Origin of the sequence: Chryseobacterium sp. Y16C (assembly GCF_022488405.1) — a bacterium.
GTDB classification, from domain to species: Bacteria; Bacteroidota; Bacteroidia; order Flavobacteriales; family Weeksellaceae; genus Chryseobacterium; species Chryseobacterium geocarposphaerae.
In genome coordinates this window covers 3,230,399-3,251,764 of record NZ_CP092711.1, presented here as the reverse complement: position 1 = coordinate 3,251,764, position 21,366 = coordinate 3,230,399, and the positions used below count along the sequence as shown (strand labels likewise).

28 protein-coding genes are annotated in these 21,366 nt (G+C 32.5%); 11 read left to right on the top strand and 17 right to left on the bottom strand.

What is annotated here, in order from left to right; genetic code table 11:
• Positions 1-3 precede the first annotated feature (3 nt).
• Positions 4-900, bottom strand: coding sequence for a hypothetical protein (locus MKS83_RS14605; RefSeq protein ID WP_240580260.1), 897 nt, complete (start codon positions 898-900; stop codon positions 4-6).
• A 113-nt stretch (positions 901-1,013) separates the two neighbouring features.
• Here MKS83_RS14605 and MKS83_RS14600 point away from each other — a divergent pair, with 113 nt between their 5' ends.
• Together MKS83_RS14600 and MKS83_RS14595 are read left to right on the top strand one after the other, a co-directional pair.
• Entirely contained in the window at positions 1,014-1,724 is a 711-nt protein-coding gene (locus tag MKS83_RS14600; protein ID WP_240580259.1) for a glycine-rich domain-containing protein, read from the top strand.
• Positions 1,725-1,739: 15 nt separating this feature from the next.
• Positions 1,740-2,090, top strand: a complete 351-nt coding sequence (locus MKS83_RS14595; protein ID WP_240580258.1) for a hypothetical protein — start codon at positions 1,740-1,742, stop codon at positions 2,088-2,090.
• 71 nt (positions 2,091-2,161) lie between these two features.
• Here the strand turns inward: MKS83_RS14595 and MKS83_RS14590 are convergent, their stop codons facing one another.
• Positions 2,162-2,368 carry a hypothetical protein gene (locus MKS83_RS14590; protein WP_240580257.1) on the bottom strand — a complete coding sequence of 69 codons (207 nt, stop codon included), beginning with the start codon at positions 2,366-2,368 and terminating at the stop codon, positions 2,162-2,164.
• Between the two features lie 118 nt (positions 2,369-2,486).
• A complete protein-coding gene (locus MKS83_RS14585) occupies positions 2,487-2,780 on the bottom strand; it encodes a hypothetical protein (protein ID WP_240580256.1) in 294 nt (97 codons plus the stop codon).
• A 118-nt stretch (positions 2,781-2,898) separates the two neighbouring features.
• Here MKS83_RS14585 and MKS83_RS14580 point away from each other — a divergent pair, with 118 nt between their 5' ends.
• Positions 2,899-3,120, top strand: coding sequence for a hypothetical protein (locus tag MKS83_RS14580; RefSeq protein WP_240580255.1), 222 nt, complete (start codon positions 2,899-2,901; stop codon positions 3,118-3,120).
• A gap of 52 nt (positions 3,121-3,172) precedes the next feature.
• Here the strand turns inward: MKS83_RS14580 and mnmA are convergent, their stop codons facing one another.
• Complete coding sequence (gene mnmA / locus MKS83_RS14575) at positions 3,173-4,360, bottom strand: tRNA 2-thiouridine(34) synthase MnmA (RefSeq protein ID WP_240580254.1); 1,188 nt, start codon at positions 4,358-4,360, stop codon at positions 3,173-3,175.
• 116 nt (positions 4,361-4,476) lie between these two features.
• On the opposite strand from mnmA, the gene MKS83_RS14570 reads away from it, so the two are divergent.
• Positions 4,477-5,004: a hypothetical protein gene (locus tag MKS83_RS14570; protein ID WP_240580253.1), complete on the top strand. Its 528-nt coding sequence runs from the start codon at positions 4,477-4,479 to the stop codon at positions 5,002-5,004.
• 64 nt (positions 5,005-5,068) lie between these two features.
• Here the strand turns inward: MKS83_RS14570 and MKS83_RS14565 are convergent, their stop codons facing one another.
• From MKS83_RS14565 to MKS83_RS14545, 5 genes are all read right to left on the bottom strand, one after another.
• A complete protein-coding gene (locus MKS83_RS14565) occupies positions 5,069-5,638 on the bottom strand; it encodes a hypothetical protein (protein ID WP_240580252.1) in 570 nt (189 codons plus the stop codon).
• A gap of 4 nt (positions 5,639-5,642) precedes the next feature.
• Positions 5,643-6,017 (bottom strand): hypothetical protein, encoded by a 375-nt coding sequence (locus MKS83_RS14560; RefSeq protein WP_240580251.1) that lies wholly within the window; start codon positions 6,015-6,017, stop codon positions 5,643-5,645.
• A 72-nt stretch (positions 6,018-6,089) separates the two neighbouring features.
• Positions 6,090-6,635, bottom strand: a complete 546-nt coding sequence (locus MKS83_RS14555; protein WP_240580250.1) for a hypothetical protein — start codon at positions 6,633-6,635, stop codon at positions 6,090-6,092.
• 4 nt (positions 6,636-6,639) lie between these two features.
• Complete coding sequence (locus MKS83_RS14550) at positions 6,640-7,020, bottom strand: hypothetical protein (protein ID WP_240580249.1); 381 nt, start codon at positions 7,018-7,020, stop codon at positions 6,640-6,642.
• A 144-nt stretch (positions 7,021-7,164) separates the two neighbouring features.
• Complete coding sequence (locus MKS83_RS14545) at positions 7,165-9,702, bottom strand: ATP-dependent Clp protease ATP-binding subunit (protein ID WP_100377503.1); 2,538 nt, start codon at positions 9,700-9,702, stop codon at positions 7,165-7,167.
• Between the two features lie 152 nt (positions 9,703-9,854).
• On the opposite strand from MKS83_RS14545, the gene MKS83_RS14540 reads away from it, so the two are divergent.
• The 5 genes from MKS83_RS14540 (at position 9,855) to MKS83_RS14520 (ending at position 12,934) form a co-directional block, all read left to right on the top strand.
• Positions 9,855-10,079, top strand: a complete 225-nt coding sequence (locus MKS83_RS14540; RefSeq protein ID WP_100377502.1) for a uroporphyrinogen decarboxylase — start codon at positions 9,855-9,857, stop codon at positions 10,077-10,079.
• On the top strand, positions 10,079-11,182 hold the full coding sequence (locus MKS83_RS14535; RefSeq protein WP_240580248.1) for a glycosyltransferase: 1,104 nt from the start codon (positions 10,079-10,081) through the stop codon (positions 11,180-11,182). Before MKS83_RS14540 ends, MKS83_RS14535 begins: the two co-directional genes overlap by 1 nt.
• 117 nt (positions 11,183-11,299) lie before the next feature.
• Positions 11,300-11,719, top strand: coding sequence for a SufE family protein (locus tag MKS83_RS14530; protein WP_240580247.1), 420 nt, complete (start codon positions 11,300-11,302; stop codon positions 11,717-11,719).
• A gap of 2 nt (positions 11,720-11,721) precedes the next feature.
• Positions 11,722-12,687 (top strand): glycosyltransferase family 9 protein, encoded by a 966-nt coding sequence (locus MKS83_RS14525; protein ID WP_240580246.1) that lies wholly within the window; start codon positions 11,722-11,724, stop codon positions 12,685-12,687.
• Between the two features lie 82 nt (positions 12,688-12,769).
• On the top strand, positions 12,770-12,934 hold the full coding sequence (locus tag MKS83_RS14520) for a hypothetical protein (RefSeq protein WP_240580245.1): 165 nt from the start codon (positions 12,770-12,772) through the stop codon (positions 12,932-12,934).
• Between the two features lie 202 nt (positions 12,935-13,136).
• On the opposite strand, the gene MKS83_RS14515 is transcribed toward MKS83_RS14520, so the two are convergent.
• Complete coding sequence (locus MKS83_RS14515; RefSeq protein ID WP_240580244.1) at positions 13,137-13,559, bottom strand: hypothetical protein; 423 nt, start codon at positions 13,557-13,559, stop codon at positions 13,137-13,139.
• A 64-nt stretch (positions 13,560-13,623) separates the two neighbouring features.
• A complete protein-coding gene (locus tag MKS83_RS14510; protein ID WP_240580243.1) occupies positions 13,624-14,148 on the bottom strand; it encodes a hypothetical protein in 525 nt (174 codons plus the stop codon).
• A 436-nt stretch (positions 14,149-14,584) separates the two neighbouring features.
• Between MKS83_RS14510 and MKS83_RS14505 the strand changes: the two genes are divergently transcribed.
• Complete coding sequence (locus MKS83_RS14505) at positions 14,585-14,821, top strand: helix-turn-helix domain-containing protein (RefSeq protein WP_240580242.1); 237 nt, start codon at positions 14,585-14,587, stop codon at positions 14,819-14,821.
• A gap of 234 nt (positions 14,822-15,055) precedes the next feature.
• On the opposite strand, the gene MKS83_RS14500 is transcribed toward MKS83_RS14505, so the two are convergent.
• From MKS83_RS14500 to MKS83_RS14490, 3 genes are all read right to left on the bottom strand, one after another.
• Complete coding sequence (locus MKS83_RS14500) at positions 15,056-15,436, bottom strand: hypothetical protein (RefSeq protein WP_240580241.1); 381 nt, start codon at positions 15,434-15,436, stop codon at positions 15,056-15,058.
• 253 nt (positions 15,437-15,689) lie between these two features.
• Positions 15,690-15,932: a hypothetical protein gene (locus tag MKS83_RS14495; RefSeq protein ID WP_240580240.1), complete on the bottom strand. Its 243-nt coding sequence runs from the start codon at positions 15,930-15,932 to the stop codon at positions 15,690-15,692.
• A 113-nt stretch (positions 15,933-16,045) separates the two neighbouring features.
• Positions 16,046-16,636, bottom strand: coding sequence for a hypothetical protein (locus tag MKS83_RS14490; protein ID WP_240580239.1), 591 nt, complete (start codon positions 16,634-16,636; stop codon positions 16,046-16,048).
• A 203-nt stretch (positions 16,637-16,839) separates the two neighbouring features.
• Here MKS83_RS14490 and MKS83_RS14485 point away from each other — a divergent pair, with 203 nt between their 5' ends.
• Positions 16,840-17,682, top strand: coding sequence for a hypothetical protein (locus tag MKS83_RS14485; RefSeq protein WP_240580238.1), 843 nt, complete (start codon positions 16,840-16,842; stop codon positions 17,680-17,682).
• Here MKS83_RS14485 and MKS83_RS14480 read toward each other — a convergent pair.
• From MKS83_RS14480 to MKS83_RS14470, 3 genes are all read right to left on the bottom strand, one after another.
• Positions 17,659-19,125 carry a hypothetical protein gene (locus MKS83_RS14480; RefSeq protein WP_240580237.1) on the bottom strand — a complete coding sequence of 489 codons (1,467 nt, stop codon included), beginning with the start codon at positions 19,123-19,125 and terminating at the stop codon, positions 17,659-17,661. The two genes, MKS83_RS14485 and MKS83_RS14480, sit on opposite strands and share 24 nt — an antisense overlap.
• Before the next feature lie 54 nt (positions 19,126-19,179).
• Entirely contained in the window at positions 19,180-20,307 is a 1,128-nt protein-coding gene (locus MKS83_RS14475; protein ID WP_240580236.1) for a DUF3871 family protein, read from the bottom strand.
• Between the two features lie 133 nt (positions 20,308-20,440).
• Positions 20,441-21,364, bottom strand: coding sequence for an AAA family ATPase (locus tag MKS83_RS14470; RefSeq protein WP_240580235.1), 924 nt, complete (start codon positions 21,362-21,364; stop codon positions 20,441-20,443).
• Positions 21,365-21,366 lie beyond the last annotated feature (2 nt).

Here is a 21,366-nt window from a genome sequence, read left to right as displayed (position 1 = left end):
TAACTATTTATAATCTATCCGGTTAGCTTCCGTATCTTCAAGTTGTTTTATAATTGATTTCGGGATTTCATCACTGTCAAAAGGGAAACTTATTGAGTCCGGAATGAAGTTTTTTCTGTCTGCTTTCTGGAATATTTCAAACAGGGCTATAGGCTCTTGGTTAAAACTAATACATGTACTTATAAAATGCAACTCATGGAGCTTATATTCTGGATTCTTCAGCTTTTCATTGATGTCTTTTATCCTTGAAATAAAATGTCTCTGCCGAATGAACGTATTGCTGTTCATAATGATGAAAACATAATCTGAATAGGCAGTCACTTTTCCAAAATATTTATGACGGTCACCGCCACTTCTTTCTATGAAATACTCGCCGGAAGTTTCGGATTTGTAGATTTCTGTTGCAGAACGCCAGATTCTGTCTTCTTTTGCCTGTAAAGGGTTTTCCGGAAGGTTTCTGTTATAAGAATACCAACAGCCGACCAATCTGTCCAGCAATTCCGTATTCTGCTTTACATTATTCATATCAATTCTAAGATCATTAAAATTGAACGATTCTGTATTCGAATTAATAAAGTCTATATAATTTGAGTAACCTAAAACTTTGACAATCAGACTTAATTTCGCCAGATTGGGTTTGCTTAAAATTGTATTTTCGTTTTGGTAATATTTCTTTAATTTATTGATAATCAAATGTTCGTAAAGATAATTGGATCCCAACAAATCCGGATTTTTCTTTATATTTTTTTCTGAATTTTCATTAATAATTAAATCATTAAGCTCTGCAACAATGTACGACCATTCGGTTTTTGAAACGTCCTCCCAATGATTTTTCTTTAAAAAGTGCAGGCTCAAGAAATTCATTAATTTCTCTAAATGCTGAATATCTTCTTTTTTCATTTTAATATTTTGTAAGACTAATATAAGATTATTTTAAAACTAAAAAAGACTATTGTGAGACTTTTATATTATAAAATCAATAGAAATTTGAGTAGAAACTAAAAGTTGAAGCAATGGAAACAAAAATCTTATTACAGAATGATCTGCTTTGGATTAGGCTCCAGGGTTTTTCGTTAGATAATCCCGATGCCGATTTTCCTCTCTCAAAAAAATTAGCAAAAGAAGAGAACTGGACGGAAAACTTTACGAAAAAAGCGATAGAAGAATACAAAAAATTTGTTTATCTCTGTTGCGCTTTCCCAAACGGAGCCTCACCCAGTGAAATTGTAGACAAAGTCTGGCATATGCATTTAATATATACTCAGAATTACTGGGAAGAATTTTGCCTGAATATTCTGCAGCAAAAACTCCATCATCATCCTTCAACAGGAGGAATTGTAGAAAAAATAAAACATAAGAATTGGCTGGAAGATACATTGAAAAATTACGAAAATACCTTTCAGCAGAAACCACCGGAAGATATCTGGAATCCTGATGAAATAAAGAAAAAAAGAGCCCGGAAATTAAAATTTCTTTTTTTAGCAGTTGTAGGATTTGTAATCATTTGTTTTTCTGATGATTTTATGGAAGTTTTCATCAAAACATTAATACTGGGAGTTATTTTTTTAGTCACATATTTTATTTCTTTAGTTCAGGATCCAGGAAAAAGAATGACAAAATCGGATGGAAGCGGTTGTGGATTTGGTTGCGGAAATGGAGGAGGATGTAGCGGATGCGGAGGTGGCTGCGGTGGATGTGGTGGATGTGGAGGATGCAGTGGTTAAACAAAATAAATTATTATGAAAAAAATAATCATTCACACTGTTCCGGTTGTTATAAGCTTTATCTGGCTTTTTACAGTTAACCATACTTTTGATCCGATTTCTTTGAAAGGACCTCATTTTCTCAAATTCTATTTAATTCTCGTATTCGGATTTTATGCTTCAGTCTTTGCATTAAAAGTATTCGGAGAAAGTATTTCAAAAGCCACTTTTTACTTTATGATTTCTATTTTCCTTGTAGGAGCTGTAAAATCGATCAAAGGAATTTTATTAGCAAAACCTGTCGGGTTTTTAATTATGATTTTAATATTGGAATTCATTGTAATACTGTTTGTTAATTCAAATAAATTAAACTATAAAATGAAATAATTTGTTTGACTTTAGTAAAAAATAACCCGAAACAAAAAACGCTTCGGGATTTATATTAAGTCAGAATAAGGTTAAATTTTTTCTTTTTTATTCTTGATTCTATAGCCGTATTTTTTACAGGCATAATAAGTAAAAGCTAATAAAATAATACTCAATGTAAGATGAGATTTTTCAGAATGTACAATTGCCTGATACAAATTATATCCAAAAATGGCAGATACAAACGCAATCAAAATCTGGTTGGCAATAATGTGTTGGTTTCTTAAAGTAGTTTTCATAATTGATATTTTAATTGTTATCTATTAAGTAAGTATAACATTCTAAAATATGTTACAGGATTTTTGAAAAAATAAAACCCAAAACTTTTGCTTCGGGCTTATAATCAATTCAGTTTTCTTATCTTCTGAAAGGTTTATTAAAGGCTATCTCTCCTCTGCGAAAATCATTTCTCTGATATTGTGCATACTGTTCTCTTGAAAGAATTTTTCTCAATTTTGCGTCATATTCTCTTGCGGTCAGTCTTTGTTTTGACAAAGCAAAGATCTCTCTTTCCTGTCGTGGAGATAATTTCAGCCTTCCGAAATCGTTCTGACGATATTCTACTTTATCATTTCTGAATCCTTCTTGTTTGTATTGTGCATTGGCAGCGAATGCGATGAATAAACCAGCTGCTAAAACTAACTTTTTCATAATAATCAAATTTTAAGATTTATATTCTGTTTTTGTTCTTCTTGCTATAGAATAAACAATGGACATGCCTGAAAAAGCCATCAGTAAAGGCTTATAGAAGTATAAGTCTTTTTTATAGATGAATGGTAAAATTGAATCGACGATTGTGATATTTAAGGTTTTAGTGAACTGGCTCATTACAGCGATAAAATATTTATTTGAAGCTATTCCGCTTTCGCTATTTGCTTTTTTGGAATCGGCGGCGGCAAAGCCGCCGCCGATTCCAAAAAAAGAACTCAAACAAGCCGCTCAATCGGGACTAGGAATTTGTGACGTCATAAAAAACGTCATAGGTTTTTAAAACCTATGACGTTTGAATCTATAAAGTTTGTCATCAGAAAGACAAATAAAATTTATGCAATCACACCGCTTCCCAGTAATTCTTCGCCATCATACCATGCTGCAAACTGACCTTCTGCAATCGCAGACTGAGGATCTTCGAATTCAACATAAAAAGCATTTTCAAATTGGTATAAAGTCGCTTTCTGTAAAGGCTGTCTGTATCTGAACCTTGCCATTACTTCCATCGATTCTCCATTTTTCAGTCTCAGATCTTCACGAACCCAGTGCAATTCAGAATTATCGATCTTTAAAGCTCTTTTTAGCAATCCCGGAAACTGATGTCCTTCTCCTACGAAAAGAATATTGTTTTCCATGTCTCTGGAGATGATAAAACAGCTTTCTTTATGTCCTCCGATTCCCAATCCCTTGCTTTGTCCGATCGTGAAAAACTGGGCGCCTTGATGCTTCCCGATAACTTTTCCGTCAGTCTTTTTATAATTGATTTTCTGGCTTAAAAATTCTAATTCTTCCTGTTTTGAAGAAAATTTAGGAGTTTCCTGGGCGAAAAGTGGAGAATCTTTGAAAATTTCAACGATCTCACCTTCTTTAGGGACCAATTGCTGCTGTAAAAACTGAGGAAGGCTTACTTTTCCGATAAAGCATAATCCTTGAGAATCCTTTTTATCAGCCGTTACCAGTCCGATTTCTTTTGCAATTTCTCTTACCTGAGGCTTTGTCAGTTCTCCGATCGGAAACATTGCTTTCGACAACTGGTCCTGACTTAATTGACATAAAAAGTAAGATTGATCTTTATTATTATCCTTTCCGGCTAACAAATGAAAAATTTCTTTTCCATTTTCATCAATTGTTGAATCAACTCTTGCGTAATGTCCGGTTGCTACCTTATCTGCACCCAAAGACATCGCTGTTTTCATAAAAACATCGAATTTTACCTCTCTATTGCATAAAACATCGGGATTCGGAGTTCTTCCTTTCTGATATTCATCGAACATGTAATCAACGATTCTTTCTTTGTAAAGATCACTCATATCAATCACTTGGAAAGGAATTCCAAGCTTTTGAGCAACCATTAGAGCATCATTACTGTCTTCGATCCATGGACATTCGTCTTCCAACGTAACGGATGCATCATTCCAGTTCCTCATAAACAAAGCCACTACGTCATGGCCCTGTTGCTGTAACAAATAAGCTGTTACACTTGAGTCTACGCCTCCGGAAAGGCCTACTACTACTTTCATTGTATTTCAATTTTACGAAACTCTTAACGGGAGTTCTTAGTTTGACGCCGCAAAAATACAACTAAATAAATTCGTAAAAAAACTATAATTTTAAGCATCGATAAAAACAATATAATATGACAAAATTTATTATCCCTTTATTCTTACTCATTTCGGGTTCAGTATTTTCTCAAGTCGCGGTCGGAACTTCACCGGAAAGCAATAATAGATGGACTTTCGGAGGCGGAATCGGGTTGGGCTTCGGAAGCAATAACTATTTTAATCTTTCTGCAGCACCAAGGGTTGGATATAAGCTTACCAATGATCTTGAAGGCGGAGTTTTGGGAAGTATTTCGTGGCAGAAATCCAATGCTTATAGTTCAACGATGCTCGGAGTCGGCCCGTTTCTGAATTACTACGTGGCAAGAACATTTTATTTAAGTGCGAACTATCAGCATTATTTTATCAATTATAAAGATAAGATTTACGATTATAAAGCGAATACGAATGAAGATGCACTGTATCTTGGAGGAGGTTATATGCAGAGAATCGGGAACAATTCTTATTTACAGTTAGGTTTGATGTATAATGTTCTTTATAAAGAAAATGAGAGCATTTTTTCAAGCGGATTAGTTCCGAATATTGGATTCGTAGTTGGACTTTAATACAATTGAATATAAAAATCCCGAAGTAATTTTCGGGATTTTTTTAACTGTATTTTTCTAAACGTTAATAAATCACAATCCAGGTTGCTCCGCCTGCGGTAAAGAAAGCTCCGCCTGACATATTTGCAGGAATAACATTTCCCGTTAAATCTGAAATGACGGTTGAACTTCCGCAAATTTGTCCCAGGTAATAGTATCCTCCGGTATTAACTCCGGATTGATCCTTTATTCCGAATTTAGTTCCAGTCCAAGTGGTCGCTGTACTGAAGGTTGTAAGAACACCCGAAGGGGCTGTAAATGGAGCGGCATAGTTAGCATTCACAATCCATCTTCCAACCTGAGGGGTGGTGGGAACAGCAGTATTAAGGGCAAAAGTATTGTTTACATTACCATCATAATTAGCATCAATTGATACTGAGGGGTTATTTGTAAACCCTAGTTTTAATAAATTATTGGTAGCATCTCTTGATTCCAGGGTGGGAGTGCATCCCCCTCCAACATTCCCTAAATTGGATTTATTAAGAGTAAACTCAACATAATTGGGAGTATAGTTTTGTATATAAACAGGTGGCAATGATTGTGCTGAAAGAGAAAAAGATATAAATGCTGCTGCCAGTAAAAATAATTTTTTCATAAACTTAATTTTGTGATTTGTAATTTTGGTTAATTTCCTTGTTGTATTCACCATAGACTTCTACAGCCCATTTTAGAATCTTTTCCCTGTCGTTTTCTGTTCTTTTTTCAATTTCGGAATAAGTTACTCCTGTACTTGCTATAAGATCTTTGGCAGCCGGAATCAGCATGTCTTTCTTGTAATCACTCAGTTCTGCTGACGTCCTTGGTCTTTCTGGCGCCGGTTCTTTTTCCATGGCTACTTTTTTAATGGCCAGGTTGAATTTTTGAACGGCTTCAGGTTTAGAAATCTCAGGTGTGGCAGAAGTGGCCATATTTTCGTTGGCACAGGATAAAATGGTAAGTAATGGAATACTTAACAGTAAAAATGTTTTTTTCATGATATTAATTTGTTGCTTAAAAATTGGTAAGGGATTATTATATTGGTGACAAAATAGATATGAACTAATAAATTAATAAAGAACAAACCAATCTGCACCGCCAAATTGAAAATAACTTCCCTGAATTACTCCTGAAAAAGCTGTTACAGGTGTTGCTGATCCGCAAAAATGGCCTAAAGAATAATATCCTCCGATATTATTTCCGAAGTGATCCTGTACCCCAAGTTTAATACCTCCCCATTGCGACCCTGTAATATAAGCTGTAGGAACAGGATTTGACGGAAGGGTGTAAGGAGTAGAATAATTACTGTCATACGTCCATGCATCAATTAAAGGTGTCAATGGATAACTTGCATTAAATGTATTGGAAGTATTAATATCCCCGTAATAATAAGCTTCAGAAGGAACTGTATTGACTACCGGAGCATAGGTTAATGTAGACAGGCCTCCGGAACTCGTTGACTGAAGATTCGGGCTACAGTTTCCTGCGATATTTGAAGGATTCAATCTCCATACAACAAATTGGATCACCGTATCTGTATAATTTTGAATATAAAGATCTTGTGCTGAAATGCAAAAAGAAGAGAAAAATGTGGCAAGTAAAATTAGTTTTTTCATGGCTTTAGTTTTGTGATTTGTAATTTTGGTTGATTTCCTTGTTGTATTCTCCATAGACTTCTACAGCCCATTTTAGAATCTTTTCCCTGTCGTTTTCTGTTCTTTTTTCAATTTCGGAATAAGTTACTCCTGTACTTGCTATAAGATCTTTGGCAGCCGGAATCAGCATGTCTTTCTTGTAATCACTCAGTTCAGCTGAAGTCCTTGGTCTTTCAGGTGCCGGTTCTTTTTCCATGGCTACTTTTTTGATAGCCAGGTTGAATTTTTGAACCGCTTCGGGTTTAGAAATTTCAGGTATAGCAGAAGTAGCTACATTTTCATTGGCACAGGATAAAATGGTAAGTAATGGAATACTTAAAAGTAAAAATGTTTTTCTCATTTTCATATTAATTAATTTTATGTTCAATAAAAATAATGATTTTTATTAATTAATCATTATTTAGTGAAAAAATAAATTAATTATGTTGCTGAAAATGAAAAAGCTCCAGGGGGAATCCTGGAGCTTTTTTAATATGATTAAATTATTTATTTACGATTGAGAAGACTTTTCAGCCGAAGATTTTTTTCCTTTTGGTGCTTTTCCAATCAAGCCGTCTTTTGCTTCGTTAAGATCAAGAATTACAGTTTCTCCTTCGCTTAATTGCTTATTCACAAGCATTTCTGCCAATAAATCTTCAATATATTTCTGGATCGCTCGTTTCAATGGTCTTGCTCCGAAATCTTTATCCCAGCCTTTTTCAGAAATAAAGTCTTTAGCTTCATCAGTTAATTCAACTTTATAACCTAATTTTTCTAATCTTCCGTACAATTTGCTCAGTTCAAGATCAATAATCTTCTTGATATCTGTCTGCTCAAGAGAGTTAAAGATAATAATATCATCAATTCTGTTCAGGAATTCAGGAGCAAATGCTTTTTTAAGGGCATTTTCTATAGTGCTTCTTGCTCTTGTATCAGAAGTTGACTTTTTAGCAGACGTACCAAATCCTACACCGTCTCCGAAATCTTTGATATCTCTTGTACCGATGTTTGATGTAAGAATGATAATGGTATTTCTGAAATCTATTTTTCTTCCTAAACTGTCGGTAACGTGACCTTCATCCAAAATTTGCAGCAAGATGTTGAATACGTCAGGGTGAGCTTTTTCAATCTCATCCAGAAGAACCACAGCATAAGGTTTTCTTCTTACAGCTTCTGTTAGTTGTCCACCTTCCTCGTATCCAACGTAGCCCGGAGGCGCACCCACCAATCTTGAAACCGCGAATTTTTCCATGTATTCACTCATGTCAATTCTGATCAATGCTTCGTCAGAATCGAATAATTCTCTTGCCATTACTTTGGCTAACTCGGTTTTACCGACTCCGGTTGTTCCTAGGAAGATAAATGTACCAATCGGACGGTTCGGATCTTTTAGACCGGCTCTGTTTCTTTGAATTGCTTTCACAACTTTTTTTACAGCGTCTTCCTGACCGATTACTTTTCCGTTTAGCTTATCATCCATCTGAGCTAATTTATCAAGCTCATTTTTACCAACCTTAGTTACAGGAACTCCACTCATCATAGAAACGACTTCCGCTACATTTTCTTCTGTTACGGTTTCTTTTTTCTCTTTAACGTCTTTGTCCCATTTGTCCTGAGCAGCATTTAACTCCATCTGAAGCCTTTCTTCTTCATCCTTCAGCTTTCTTGCTTCAAGATAATCCTGTGCTTTTACTGCTTTCTGCTTCAGTTCTTTGATTTCTTCAATTTTCTTTTCGAAATCAATGATCTCAGTAGGAACTTTCATGTTTTTAATATAAACACGTGATCCTGCTTCATCCATCGCATCAATGGCTTTGTCCGGTAAGAAACGGTCTGTAATATATCTTGATGTCAAATTGACACACGCTGCAATCGCTTCAGGAGTATAAATTACGTTATGATGCTCTTCATACTTATCTTTGATTTGATTTAAAATCTGGATGGTTTCATCAATAGAAGTCGGTTCCACCATTACTTTCTGGAATCTTCTTTCTAGGGCGCCGTCTTTTTCAATATACTGACGGTATTCATCCAGAGTTGTTGCTCCGATGCATTGAATTTCACCTCTTGCCAAAGCCGGTTTAAACATATTGGATGCATCTAAGCTTCCTGTTGAACTTCCTGCACCTACAATGGTATGAAGCTCATCGATAAATAAGATGACATCTCTGTTTTTCTCCAGTTCCGTCATAATGGCCTTCATTCTTTCTTCAAACTGACCACGGTATTTGGTTCCGGCAACCAAACTTGCCAGATCCAAAGTGATCACACGTTTTCCGTAAAGAACTCTCGACACCTTTTTCTGTTGAATTCTTAATGCCAAACCTTCCGCAATCGCAGATTTACCAACTCCGGGCTCTCCAATAAGAAGAGGGTTGTTTTTCTTTCTACGTGACAAGATTTGAGAAACCCTCTCAATTTCTTTCTCACGACCGATTACAGGGTCTAATTTTCCATCTCTTGCCAAAGAAGTTAAGTCTCTACCAAAGTTATCCAATGTAGGAGTTTTACTTTTTGCAGAACCTAAATTTCCTGTAGGCTTTCTCATCTGCTCAAATTCCTCTCTTTCATCATCGTCGTCATAAGCACTCATTTGTGGTGCCTGTCCGGAATTTTTAAGCATAGTCTGATATTCTCTTGAAACTCCTTCATAATCGATGTCGTAAGCTCCTAAAATATTTGAAGTAGGGTCCTCATATTTATAAAGAATGCCTAAAAGCAAATGAACGGTATTAATTTCATTACTTTTATATTGTCTGCATTCTAACTCCGCACGCTTGATGGCGTGATCTGCCATCTTCGTGAAAGAAATATTGGTAACCTCCTCAGAAATAGGATTAAGACTTGCTGTATTTAAAGTTTCAATTTTTCTTCTGATTTGTGTTAAATCCGCATTAAGGTTTTGAAGGATTTCTTTTGCAGAGTTTTCCGTTTTTATAATACCTAAAAGTAGATGTTCTGTATTAAGAAATTCACTTTTGAGCCTTTTAGCTTCGCTCTTGCTTTGTTTGAACACCTGGCTCAAACCTTGTGAAAACTTATAATCCATAATATATCTCATTAGAATAAAAGCAACATTGCCATTTATTCACTATCTAAATTACAAATATTTTACCAAAAATCAATAAATGACTTTATGGCAGAAAAAATTTTATTATCTTATTGAAAATGATTAAGTTTGTTATCCTGAAAATTTTTCTCATGATTCCCGAAATTGCTACTTATATCGGATATTCCGCCTCACTTTTCATTGTGCTGAGTTTCATATTGAAAGATATAAGAAAAATCAGAATTGTGAATATGATAGGTTGTATCTGTTTTGTCATTTATGGCATTTTCAGTGGAATGCTCTGGCCAGTAATTATTCCCAACGGACTGATTTGCTTTATACAAATTTACCATCTTTTGACGGATAAAAAGAAGTAATGAGTAATAAAAAAGTGATTACTTCAGCGTTCAGCAACTTATATACGGATCAGCGTATAGAAAAGGTTTGCAGAACGTTATATGAAAACGGTTATGATATTGAGCTTATTGGAAACGACTGGAACGGAGCGGAAGAGATGTCACGACCTTATCCATTTTCCAGAATAAAATTAAAATCAAAAATTTTAAAAACAGCTTATTTCGAATTCAACTGGAAATTATACCATCAGCTAAAGAAAAGAGCAGATAAAAATACTATTCTTCATGCCAATGATCTGGATGCATTGCTTCCAAATTATCTGCTTGCAAAAAAGTTAAATATTCCGTTGATTTTTGACAGCCATGAAATTTTTTCCGAAATGCCTGCAATTCAAGGCAAAATGTCACAAAAATTATGGAGATATCTGGAAAGGACTATTGTTCCAAAGATCAAATTGATGATTACAGCAAGTTCAGGATATGCCACCTGGTTTAAAGCTCAATATGGAATTAATCCTGTTGTTGTTCAGAATGCGCCAAGGAAATTGAATTTTAATCAGGAGATTTCAGATAACAATCCTAAAATTCTTTTATACCAAGGAGCAATTAATCCGTTTCGGGGGATTGATAAGGTAATTTTGGCTATGCATCATGTAGAAAATGTTGTTTTTCAAATTGCAGGAGATGGACCAAGAAAAACAGAATATGAAGAATTGGTGATTAAGGAAAATCTCCAGGATAAAGTTCAGTTTTTAGGAAAATTGCATCCTGATGATTTAAGAAAAATCACACTGACCGTAGATTGCGGGATGAGTATCGAAGAAAATGGAGGAGAAAGCTATTATTATTCTTTACCGAATAAAGTTCTGGATTGTATTCAGGCAAGAGTTCCTTTAATTTTATCCAATCTTCCGGAAATGTTTGCTATTAAAAGTCGGTTTGATGTGGGAGAAATCATTAAAAATCATGAACCTTTACATATTGCAGATGCAATAAATGCTGTTATGAATAAAGGAAGAAAAAACTATCTGCATGAACTTGAAAGAGCTGCAAATATACTTTGTTGGGAAAATGAGGAGATAAAATTGTTGGAAGTTTTTCAAAAGGCCGCTGAAAGTTTTTAAAAGCTAAATTCTTATAAATCAAAATATTTGATAATAATTCAATTTATTTGGTTCTAAACTTAACATAAAATTTAAAAACTCTAAAATTAGTATCTTTGCACAAAAGAAAGTATAGAAATGACCATTAAGGAAAAACAGCAGGAAATTATCGACGAATTTGCATTTCTTGACGATTGGGAGCAGAAATATGAATATATTATTGATCTTGGAAAGGAGCTAAAAGGGCTTTCTGATGATAAAAAAACTGACGAAAATCTGATTAAAGGATGCCAAAGTAAAGTTTGGATCGATGCAGAATTCAAAGATGGGAAATTGTTTTTCAATGCTGATTCTGACGGTATTTTGCCGAAAGGAATTGTTTCTCTTTTAGTGAGCATTTACAGTGGTCATTCTACACAGGAAATTTTAGATTCTGATTTCGAGTTTATCTCTGAAATCGGTCTGCAGGAGTTTCTTTCTCCTTCTCGTGCTAACGGATTGATGGCGATGACAAAGCAGATTAAATTTTACGCAGTTGCCTATCAGTTGAAATCCTAATTGTGACAAGAATTTTAGCATATCGTTTTTCTGCTTTTGGTGATGTTGCAATGACAGCTCCCGTTTTCCGTGAGTTTTTAGAGCAAAATCCGGATGTGGAAATTATAATGGTTTCACGACAGAATTTTCAAGACTTATTTGCCGGCATTCCAAATGTTATATTTAAAGGAATCAATCTGGACGATTATAAAGGTTTCTTTGGTCTGAACAGATTGGCGAATGAACTGATTAAGGAATTTAAACCTGATTTGATAGCCAATCTTCATGATGTTATCAGAACGAAGGTTTTAGATAAAATTTACAGAAGAAAAGGCTTAAAAGTCTTCAAGATCAATAAAGGAAAGGAGGAAAAAGAACGGTTAACAGACGTTTGGAATCTGAATAAAGTTCAGCTGAGAAAAACGGTTGAGCGTTATGCAGATGTTTTTCGCGAAATGGGTTTTAAAGTTGAATTGTCACACCAACTGAGACCGGCCTCAATAAATAAATCAGGGATTGGTTTTGCTCCTTTTGCCCAACACCAAGGGAAAATGCTTCCGTTAGAAAAATCTTATGAATTAGCAAGGATTTTGGCTCAAAAACATAAGGTTTATTTTTTTGGCGGAGGTAAAAAAGAAACTGAAACTTTAGAAAAATGGGAGAGGGAAATCCCTAATACTTACAGTTTATCAGGAAAACTGAGTCTTGCAGAAGAATTGAATAAGATTTCCGAACTGGAACTGATGATCTCTATGGATTCTGCCAATATGCATTTGGCGAGCCTAATGGGAACAAGATGTATTTCTGTTTGGGGATCAACGCATCCTTATGCGGGCTTTTTAGGATTCGGACAAAGTGAAGATGATGTTGTTCAGATAGAAGATTTAACATGCAGGCCGTGTTCTGTTTTTGGAGATAAAGAGTGTTTCCGAGGAGATTGGGCGTGTCTGGAAGAGCTTGATGTACAAAAAATCGTCGAAAAAGTTTAATTAGGCAAATCTTTCTGTTCTTTTAAAATTGCTGATACTATAATGGCATAATTTTTTATAACTTTATTCAAAAGTATTTATAATGAAAACACTGAAACAAATAGGAGTAATGGTTTTATTAGGAATGTTTCTTACATCTTGCGTTGCAGTAAAGTCTAATGGCAATCATGGTTTACCTCCCGGACAGGTTAAAAAGGTAACAGGCTCTAAATCAGCAAAACCATATGCACCGGGACAGAATAAGTGATTATTTCTAAAGGAGGCTATAAACTTAAATAAAAGAAATCTGAAAAGCCTTTTTACATTAAAATTTATATAATAAAAAAAACTCTCTTGAGAAAGAGAGTTTTTTGTGGGTCCTGAGGGATTCTCCATAATTCTTATTTTCTCTGTATTCATTATACTTTGTAGGGATTTCATTTCTTGGGTATGCCTAAAAGTATGCCTTTTCATTCTAAAAGCACATTGATATAGGTAAAAGAATTTGAAAAGTAAATCAGTCTTATTTCTTTACTAGCAGGGAAATAGATATTCCAATAGGTTACTTTACTAGTTATAAACTTATGTATAATCATCCCATCAGGCAGAATTTCAAAATTTACTCTTGTAACCCTATCAGATAAGGCTTTATTTATCCTGTTGTAGTAATGTTCAGATTTCTTATCAAATTCCAGTATTACAACATCTAATATATCCCAATAAAATATAAGTTCTGTTCTGTGAGGTATAAAGTTAAAAAAATTCTTTATTTCACTTCCTACCCACAAATAGCTACAATAAGAATTGTTAGGTATACTGTCTGCTATGCTCATTAGATTTAGCTCCCAATTATCATATTGGTAGCCTATTTTAAAAGGTATTTTTGGTTTCATAAAGGTTGATGTATTAAAAAACCACTCTTTTTAGGAGTGGCTTCTACTGCAGACTAGTGAATTATCACTTATAATAGTATTCTACATAATTATCATCAACACCATCTCCATTATGATCATAATGGTAATTTACTCTGCATTCATATTCTCCAGTGGTTAACTTTAAAATATCTCCATAAAAAGCATTATTAATGTTTATTTTCTTTGTGCTTGAATCATAATAATAACTTTTTGTTTGTGTTGGTGAAGAAACACAGGAATTATTTGAATTTAAATAGAATTCTTTTGTAATAAGTTTTCCATCACCTGTAAATTCAGATGTTGATTTTTTCTCACAATCATCTGCTGGATAATAAGTTGCAAGAACTTGATTGTTTTGTCCACTATAAATGACTTCTTTGCTTTTTTTCCAAACTCCAATTAAGTTTGATTCATTTGTATCTGAGCTTTCTGTAGAATCACTTCTACTACAAGAATTTGCAAGTATAAATGATATACAAATTATAATTAGCTTTTTCATTGTTTTAGTTTTTAATTCATTATTTTCTTCAAGAAATTTGCTTTGACTAAATAAAAAATTGTTTTTCATATTTGATTTAATTGTTAATGTATGTTATCAATAGTAAAATGTTAGTAAGACCTAGACTAATTATTAAATATATTTTTGATTTGTTGCTGATTTTAAGAGTATTAATTATTATCAAAAAAGTTATTAAGAAGTATAATACAATGTATTTAAGTAAAGCCCAATACCACTTTTCATTTAGAAATAATATTATCATAGGAGCTAGAATTGATAATATTTGGAATAGTTTAAGAATTTTAATTTGTCCCAGAAAATATTCTGTGATTTCTTCTCCAACTTCATCTTTCATTTTACCTTTTAAAGATTGATGTAGCCCCACTATGATAAAAGAAATAATTAAGATTGAGTAATAAGTGTATTTCATAGTTAAAATTTCATTATTGCCATATATGACATTATAAACTTAAGGAACTTTTCTTTAATTGCCAAATATGTCAATATGGAGAAGTTAGAAATTTTAAAATCAGTAGGAAATAAGATTAAGGAGATAAGGCTAACTAAAGGTCTTTCTCAGCTTGATCTTGTAGGAAAAATGGAAGGTAATATTGATGTAACTAATATTTCAAGAATAGAACAAGGAAGAACTAATCCTACTGTTTATACTCTTTTCAGAATTGCAGATGCTTTAGAAATTCACCCTAAGGAATTCTTTGATATAAAAATTACAGATGCCTAAAAGGCTATCTATATAATATCCTTGTATTTTGATATAAAGGATTTTTCACCCAATATCCCTGGCCTTTTGAACCTACATGTGAGCCTCTAGGGTAAAATATACTATTATATTCATTGCATTACCATGATAATTTGTACCAGATTTTGTGATCTTACTTATATAGATGATTGCAAAACTTGGTACAGAAATAAGATTTAATAAAAAATACCACCCTATTAATAAGGTGGCATTTTATTAAGCATTTTCTAGCTGTAGAGTATCAGCTACAAATTCTTCAAAATCCTCTGAGGTATCTACCTTTATTATCCTAAGCTTACCTACAAAATCACTAGCTTGCAATGTCTCTATGGCTGATAATTCCTTAGATATTGCCATGAAGTTAAATTGTCTTCCATACAAAGGATCTGCTTCTATTTCATTAGCCTGAAACAGATATATACTTCCTTCATATATTCCCATTCTTTGAGCTACAGTACCACTAATAACAGTTTTACTAGGGATTTCACCAGCAATACCTATTAGGATTACTGGCATAAGCCCATTCTTATCTTCACTGGCTCTTTCAGATTTTAACATTTCAACCTTAGCTACAAATGATTTAAATGACTTTTTCATATTGATTTATTTTTGAGTTATACTCAAAATATGTCAGAGATGATGAAGAGTTGTGGGATGGCAGTGAGTTAGAGTAAAAAGATATGAGGTGATTCTAAAGATGTAAATAAATCAGAATATCTTTATTTCTGTCCAGAGAATTTATCTCAGTAGTTCAGAAGGGGGTGGGGTATTTACTTTTTTGAAAAAGGGCATACTTGATATGAGGGAGCCTATGTATAAGTGACTCCTCAAAAAAAATTAAATTAAAAAATTAGGGCTTAGATTCCTTCTTGTAGTACTCTAGGTAATAATATTTAGCTTTCCTTACTAATATATCTAGTTTATCTAGGGTAGAGTAATAATCTTCTTCATCTTCAAGGATAGAATGTTCATGTGCTAAAAATTCAGCCATATCATCAAATATATCTGTTGTTGGGTCAAAGTTTTCAGAGACATTAAATTTAAGCTCTATTCCATTAAGAATATATTCTAGTGTTATTTTCTTTTCATCCATATTTGAAAGTGTAGATATTAATGCTTTCTCTAGAGATTACATTAATTATTTGTAATATATTTATTCTTATTCTAACCTAATATTAAGAGGTAATACATTTTATATCTTCTGCTTTACAGATATTCTCTAGAGAAGAAAATATCTAATAAGGATTTCATTTTTTGAGAATTGAAACCAGGGTAAGAAGGATGGTAGACCCCAATGCCATGGCAAACTCCACTCTGATAATTGAATTTCCAAACTGTTGCTTCATATTTTGTTTTCTGATCAACAATAGTTTCTACATATTCTCCCCAAGATATATTTTGAGGTAAGCCATAATTCCAAACTCTCTTGGAAAATACAACCATTTTATTAGGTTTAATTTCTTCTAAATAATCTTTAAGAGCTGGTTCTACAGTTTTGAAATCTTCTATATTGGGCTTTTGGCTTGCCTCTTTCATGCCAACTTGTATTGCATTTGCAAAGGCTGCTTTAGAGAAGATTTCTGTATAATCACTAGGATTAAAAATTTTACCAACTTCTCTAAAGAATTTTATAAAGGAATAATCAGCAATCTCAGAAATAATATCTTTAGTAAAGTTAGAAAGATCCTTCTCTTCATGCTTTATATAATGAGAATCTCCTACTAAAAATAATCTGCCTAAATCTGAATTTCCATAATTTTTAGGAATGTAAGGTTTAAATATATAATTCTTTCTCATGTCAATATTTTGTATTGAAATACTTTGTTTTAGAATATTACAAGTTAATAAAATTCTTTGTTGCAAGATAAATTAATTACCATTTATGTTGTGTTTGAATTACTTAAGTATTGAATGAATTTCAATGAGAAATACAAAGTAATGTTTAGTTATTTTTGTGATATCAATCATTTATATTAAATTACTTCAACATTTGGAAAAGTATGGAAAAGAAAAATAAAGTCAATCAAATTAATGATTTTTACAAAAGATGGAATATTGAACTGGATGAAAAAGAGATATGGATTAATTTTAAAAAAAGATTCTTAAATACATTCACAAAACATTTAGAATTTAAAGTATTACATAATGAGGAAATTGAAAGAGAATTTCTTGAATTTGTTGGAGAACATCATAAAAAAGAATCTTCTTTAATTGATCCTGTAGGGTTTGATAAAAAACTTTCTGAAAATCATGTATATCTATATTTCTATCTTCAAACAGATTTTAAAATGTTCTTCTTAGGAGTACAAGCTTTGTTTTCAATAGACACTATAGGGCAAGGTATAAAAGATGTCTTATACAAAGATTTACTGGATATAATTAGTTTAACAGGTGTTCAAATAGCAATAAAAAAGGCTAAAAAAGATATAATTGTATATCCTAAAGGTGCAAAAATATTAGATGAAAAACTAGTTAATGATGCACTAGATTGGCTAGTGCAATATCCTAAAATATATGAAAAATATAAGTTAGCATTATCATATGTTGATGTTCAAGGAAAAGAAAGAATAGTCCTAGACAACCTTAGATTTGCCTTTGAACTCCTATTGAAGGAAAAATTAGGAAATAGAAAAAGTTTGGAAAACCAAAAAGAAGAATTAGGAAAGTTTTTAAAGTTTCAAATCCAATCTACAGAAATTTCAAATTTGTTCTGGAAAGTTTATGATTTCTACTTAAAATATCAGAATGAAAATGTTAAACACTCTGAAAATATCAATAAAAATGAAGTTGAATTTATGCTTTATCAAACAGGAATCTTGTTAAGATTTATTCTTAGAGAATAATATGTCAAATTTTTTATATTCTTCTTGTAGATAGTTGAGAGTAATAGTTCCCATTTCAAACTTATCTAAATGGCTACTAAATATTAGTGATTTTTCAATATTATTAGAGTTTTTGGCTTGTTTTAAAATTTCAAAGAGACTGATATTTTCATTTTTTAGTATTTGAACTATTTTGTCCCAAGTTAAGAGATCAATTATAAATACATTTTCTGGTGGGAGAGGATTTTTTTTAAGGTTATTTTTAGTACAAAACTTTTCAACATCATCTTTCAATATCTCCCATAAATCTTGTAAAGAAGAATAGTAAAATGTTTTATAAGTTATAATAATCCCAAAGTACTCTTTTTCATTCTTTTTATTCTTTATTACATTAAGCATTTGCTGTGTATATGCCTTTATAATTGAATCTTTAAGGGCATTATAAACTAGATTTATTGATGGATTTACTGATGGTAAAGGTTTTGGTTCAATTCCTTTGCATTCAATAAGAACACAGTCATCTACTAAATAATCAACAACTTTTTCATTTTTACCATACAATATCCTTAATTCATTTTCTGTTATAAAATTTATTTTAGCTTCTAAAAGTCCTATCTCTATATACTTTTCCAATCTTTTTCCAAACTCTTCTGTAAAGCTTTCATCATTTTCCTTCAAATAATCATAGATATAATAGCAGCATGTGTGAGCAAATATTGATTTATGAATAATATTGATGCTATTGGATAAATTCTGAAATGGGAACATTGTAAAAAAGGAAATTTCAAATGGTTGAAATTCATTTTTAATAAGAGATTTCTTGTATGAATTAATTATTTTTTGAGCATTCTTATCTTCTAATAATAAAAGCTTTAGGTACTTATCAAGTGTTTCAGTAGGCAAGCAGTAGGAATAAGCTTCATAAACATCTGTACCAATAAAACCATTGTAAGTATATTGTTTTAAAATAGAATTCATATTTGTGTACATCCAAAGTATAAAAGAAGTAGCTAGAAAATCATAGATAGTTATTCCTGTTTTACTTAAAAATGATTTTTCAATATTATACTTTGAAATAATAGATGTATAAAGTTTAAGTTGTTGTGCAAAATACACCCAGTGAATTTGTTTTTGTAAATAGAGCTGTTGATAACCAATTATTTGAAAAAAGCTGTCCCAATCATGTTTTTTAACATAAGGATTAAGGGTTGTACTTTCAAACTTTTCTATATAATTAAGTAACTGTAGAATTTCATTATCTGAAAGCTTTTTAGGCTTGTAAGGTTCTTCACCATTAAGATATGTCCATTTTATTAAAAGAAATACTTGCCATATAGCAGAAGGTTTGTTGTCATCTTTTAAATCAACTCTTTTTAAAAGTGAATATAGACTTATCAATAGTTCTTTTCTACTGAACTTTTTTATTTTATTTCTAATGTAGTTATAAGTAATGAATTCCTGCATACCAACAATTATAAAAAATAAAATCCACCCCACAAAATTGTGAGATGGATAAGGTTAACTCAAAAACCAATGATAATCTGAATTACCATTGAGTACTTTCTGAATACCTTTTGAAAACTCAAAGGCATTCAAATTCCTGTCAAGGAAAGTATCTATATAAGAAGACTTATTGGCTTGTGTGAAGAGGTTATACACTGACCATAAATTGATATTTCCATCTTCCTGTCTGCAGAAATTCTTATCCTCATAATAATCCTTTGCAATAGTATTAATATGGCTATCATTAAAATTAAGTAGAGGAATATTCTGTTTCTCTGTTTTAGGTAAATGTTGATATAGCCTACTCTTACCTATAAGCTGGGCAAATTGATGTTCAGATAAATAATCTTGTGTAAGTTCCTGCATCTCCATGAGATGTAATTCTGCATTATAGTTCTGCATAGTTTCTACTGCTTTGTTGTATAAATCATTAGCATTAGAAGTTCTTATATCTTCAAGGAATCCATCTGTAGATACACAAAGGTTGCAGCATACTTTATTCTGAAACCCAATAAAGAACTTGAACTTTTCTAAGGATTTCTTACTGTAGAGATTCTCCTGATTGTATGCTCTTACCCCTCCAATAGTGAGAGAAAGTTCATTACCATTCACTATATCAGTAATGGAAGGAATTTTAATAATAAATGCCATTCTTTCATAGTAGATAGTCTTTTCATGCTCTAGAAGTTCTTTTACAGGCTTATGAATAGCTGAAGGAGTTCTACCCTTAATTTGATGAGATACCCTGATTTCAGGGGCTGTAATGCTGTGGTAAGGGAATGCTTTATTTATAGCATTAATAACACATTCTATAAATTCCTGATGTGCAATAGTTTTCTCATTGTCTCTAGAGAATACAGGAATGATACAATCATTCTGTAAGTGATGTAATGTAGCTTCCAGTGTATTAGCCATAATAAATGGGCTGGGCTGATTATTTCCAGCAGTAATATCACTAGAGTAACTTTCTACTTTGGAATTGGACATAAAAGAAGCCTGAACTACATTTAAAGGTTCAGGCTTATTATCTACTGTGCTGGATTCACTTTTAGGCTGGTCAGGAATATTCATCCTGCTTGGATAGAATATTTCTGCATCTTCAATCTCCTCATTATCAAGGAAAATATCATCTAGAGATTTCATATCTGATAAATCATTTACTCTCTTAAGCTGTAAATCAGGAGGGATAGGAGTATTCCTATGATTTATCTCTATTATATTAGTAGTTTTTGAAGTCTCTACATCAAATGCTTCCTCTAAAGAAGCAGGTTTAATTTTATTTTTCATATCCATTTCTACTGAATTGATTATTAGGGTTAGTGGTGTGGATTAATAATGTTTTCCTAGCTTCAAAGTCTGGCTTTAAAGTCTTGTGATATTGGGGAAACTCTTTATATAAAGTTAAAAGTTCAGCTATAGAGTTGCATCCCTGAATAGCTTTATATACCTCTTCTTCTGTAGAGACTCTCTGCTGAATTTGGGGAGGAATTTCCATAGGGATAGATTTACTTTCAGACTCTATACCTGAATTACACCAATCTAAAATCATCTTTCCTGTTTCAGAGGTGATGATAAATTCTGGCTGGTTCATGAAGAGCCCTGTCCTGTCTTTACTAGCCTTAGTTAAATGGTTCTCATTCACTAGCTCAAAATTAATAGTTAGTTCATACTCAAAGCCATCTCTGGTAATTTCCTTAGTGCCATGCTTTACTACTTGGGTTTTACCATTACTAGCTACATCTAGAGAATAGTCTATCTTTCTTCTTGTAGTGGTTATGACATGGCATGTTGACTGTAGTATCTTATTAATAAAAGCCTGATGTCTTGGTGTGACATTAGCCCAGTCTTGGAATCTTCCTCCTAGTTTCTCATGAATGTCAAGACATCCACCAGTACCATTCCATTCATGGGTAATAGAATCTATAATAATTACTTCTATTCCTGAGTTTTCACACAGTTCTATGGCTTGTATGTATCTTTCAGGAGAGTAAGGAGCTTGTAGGTCAAGTACATTGTAATTACCTAAGTCTGAATATAAGGAAGCAGAGGAATTTTCTGTATCTATAACAGCTATTTTACTCCAATCCTGTGTCATTCCATAAGCTAATAATAAAGCTGATTTGGTCTTTCCAAAGCCTGATGCTCCAGATAAGCCAAGTCTTAACTTGACCTGTTGTCTTTGTGATTGTTTTAATTGCATAT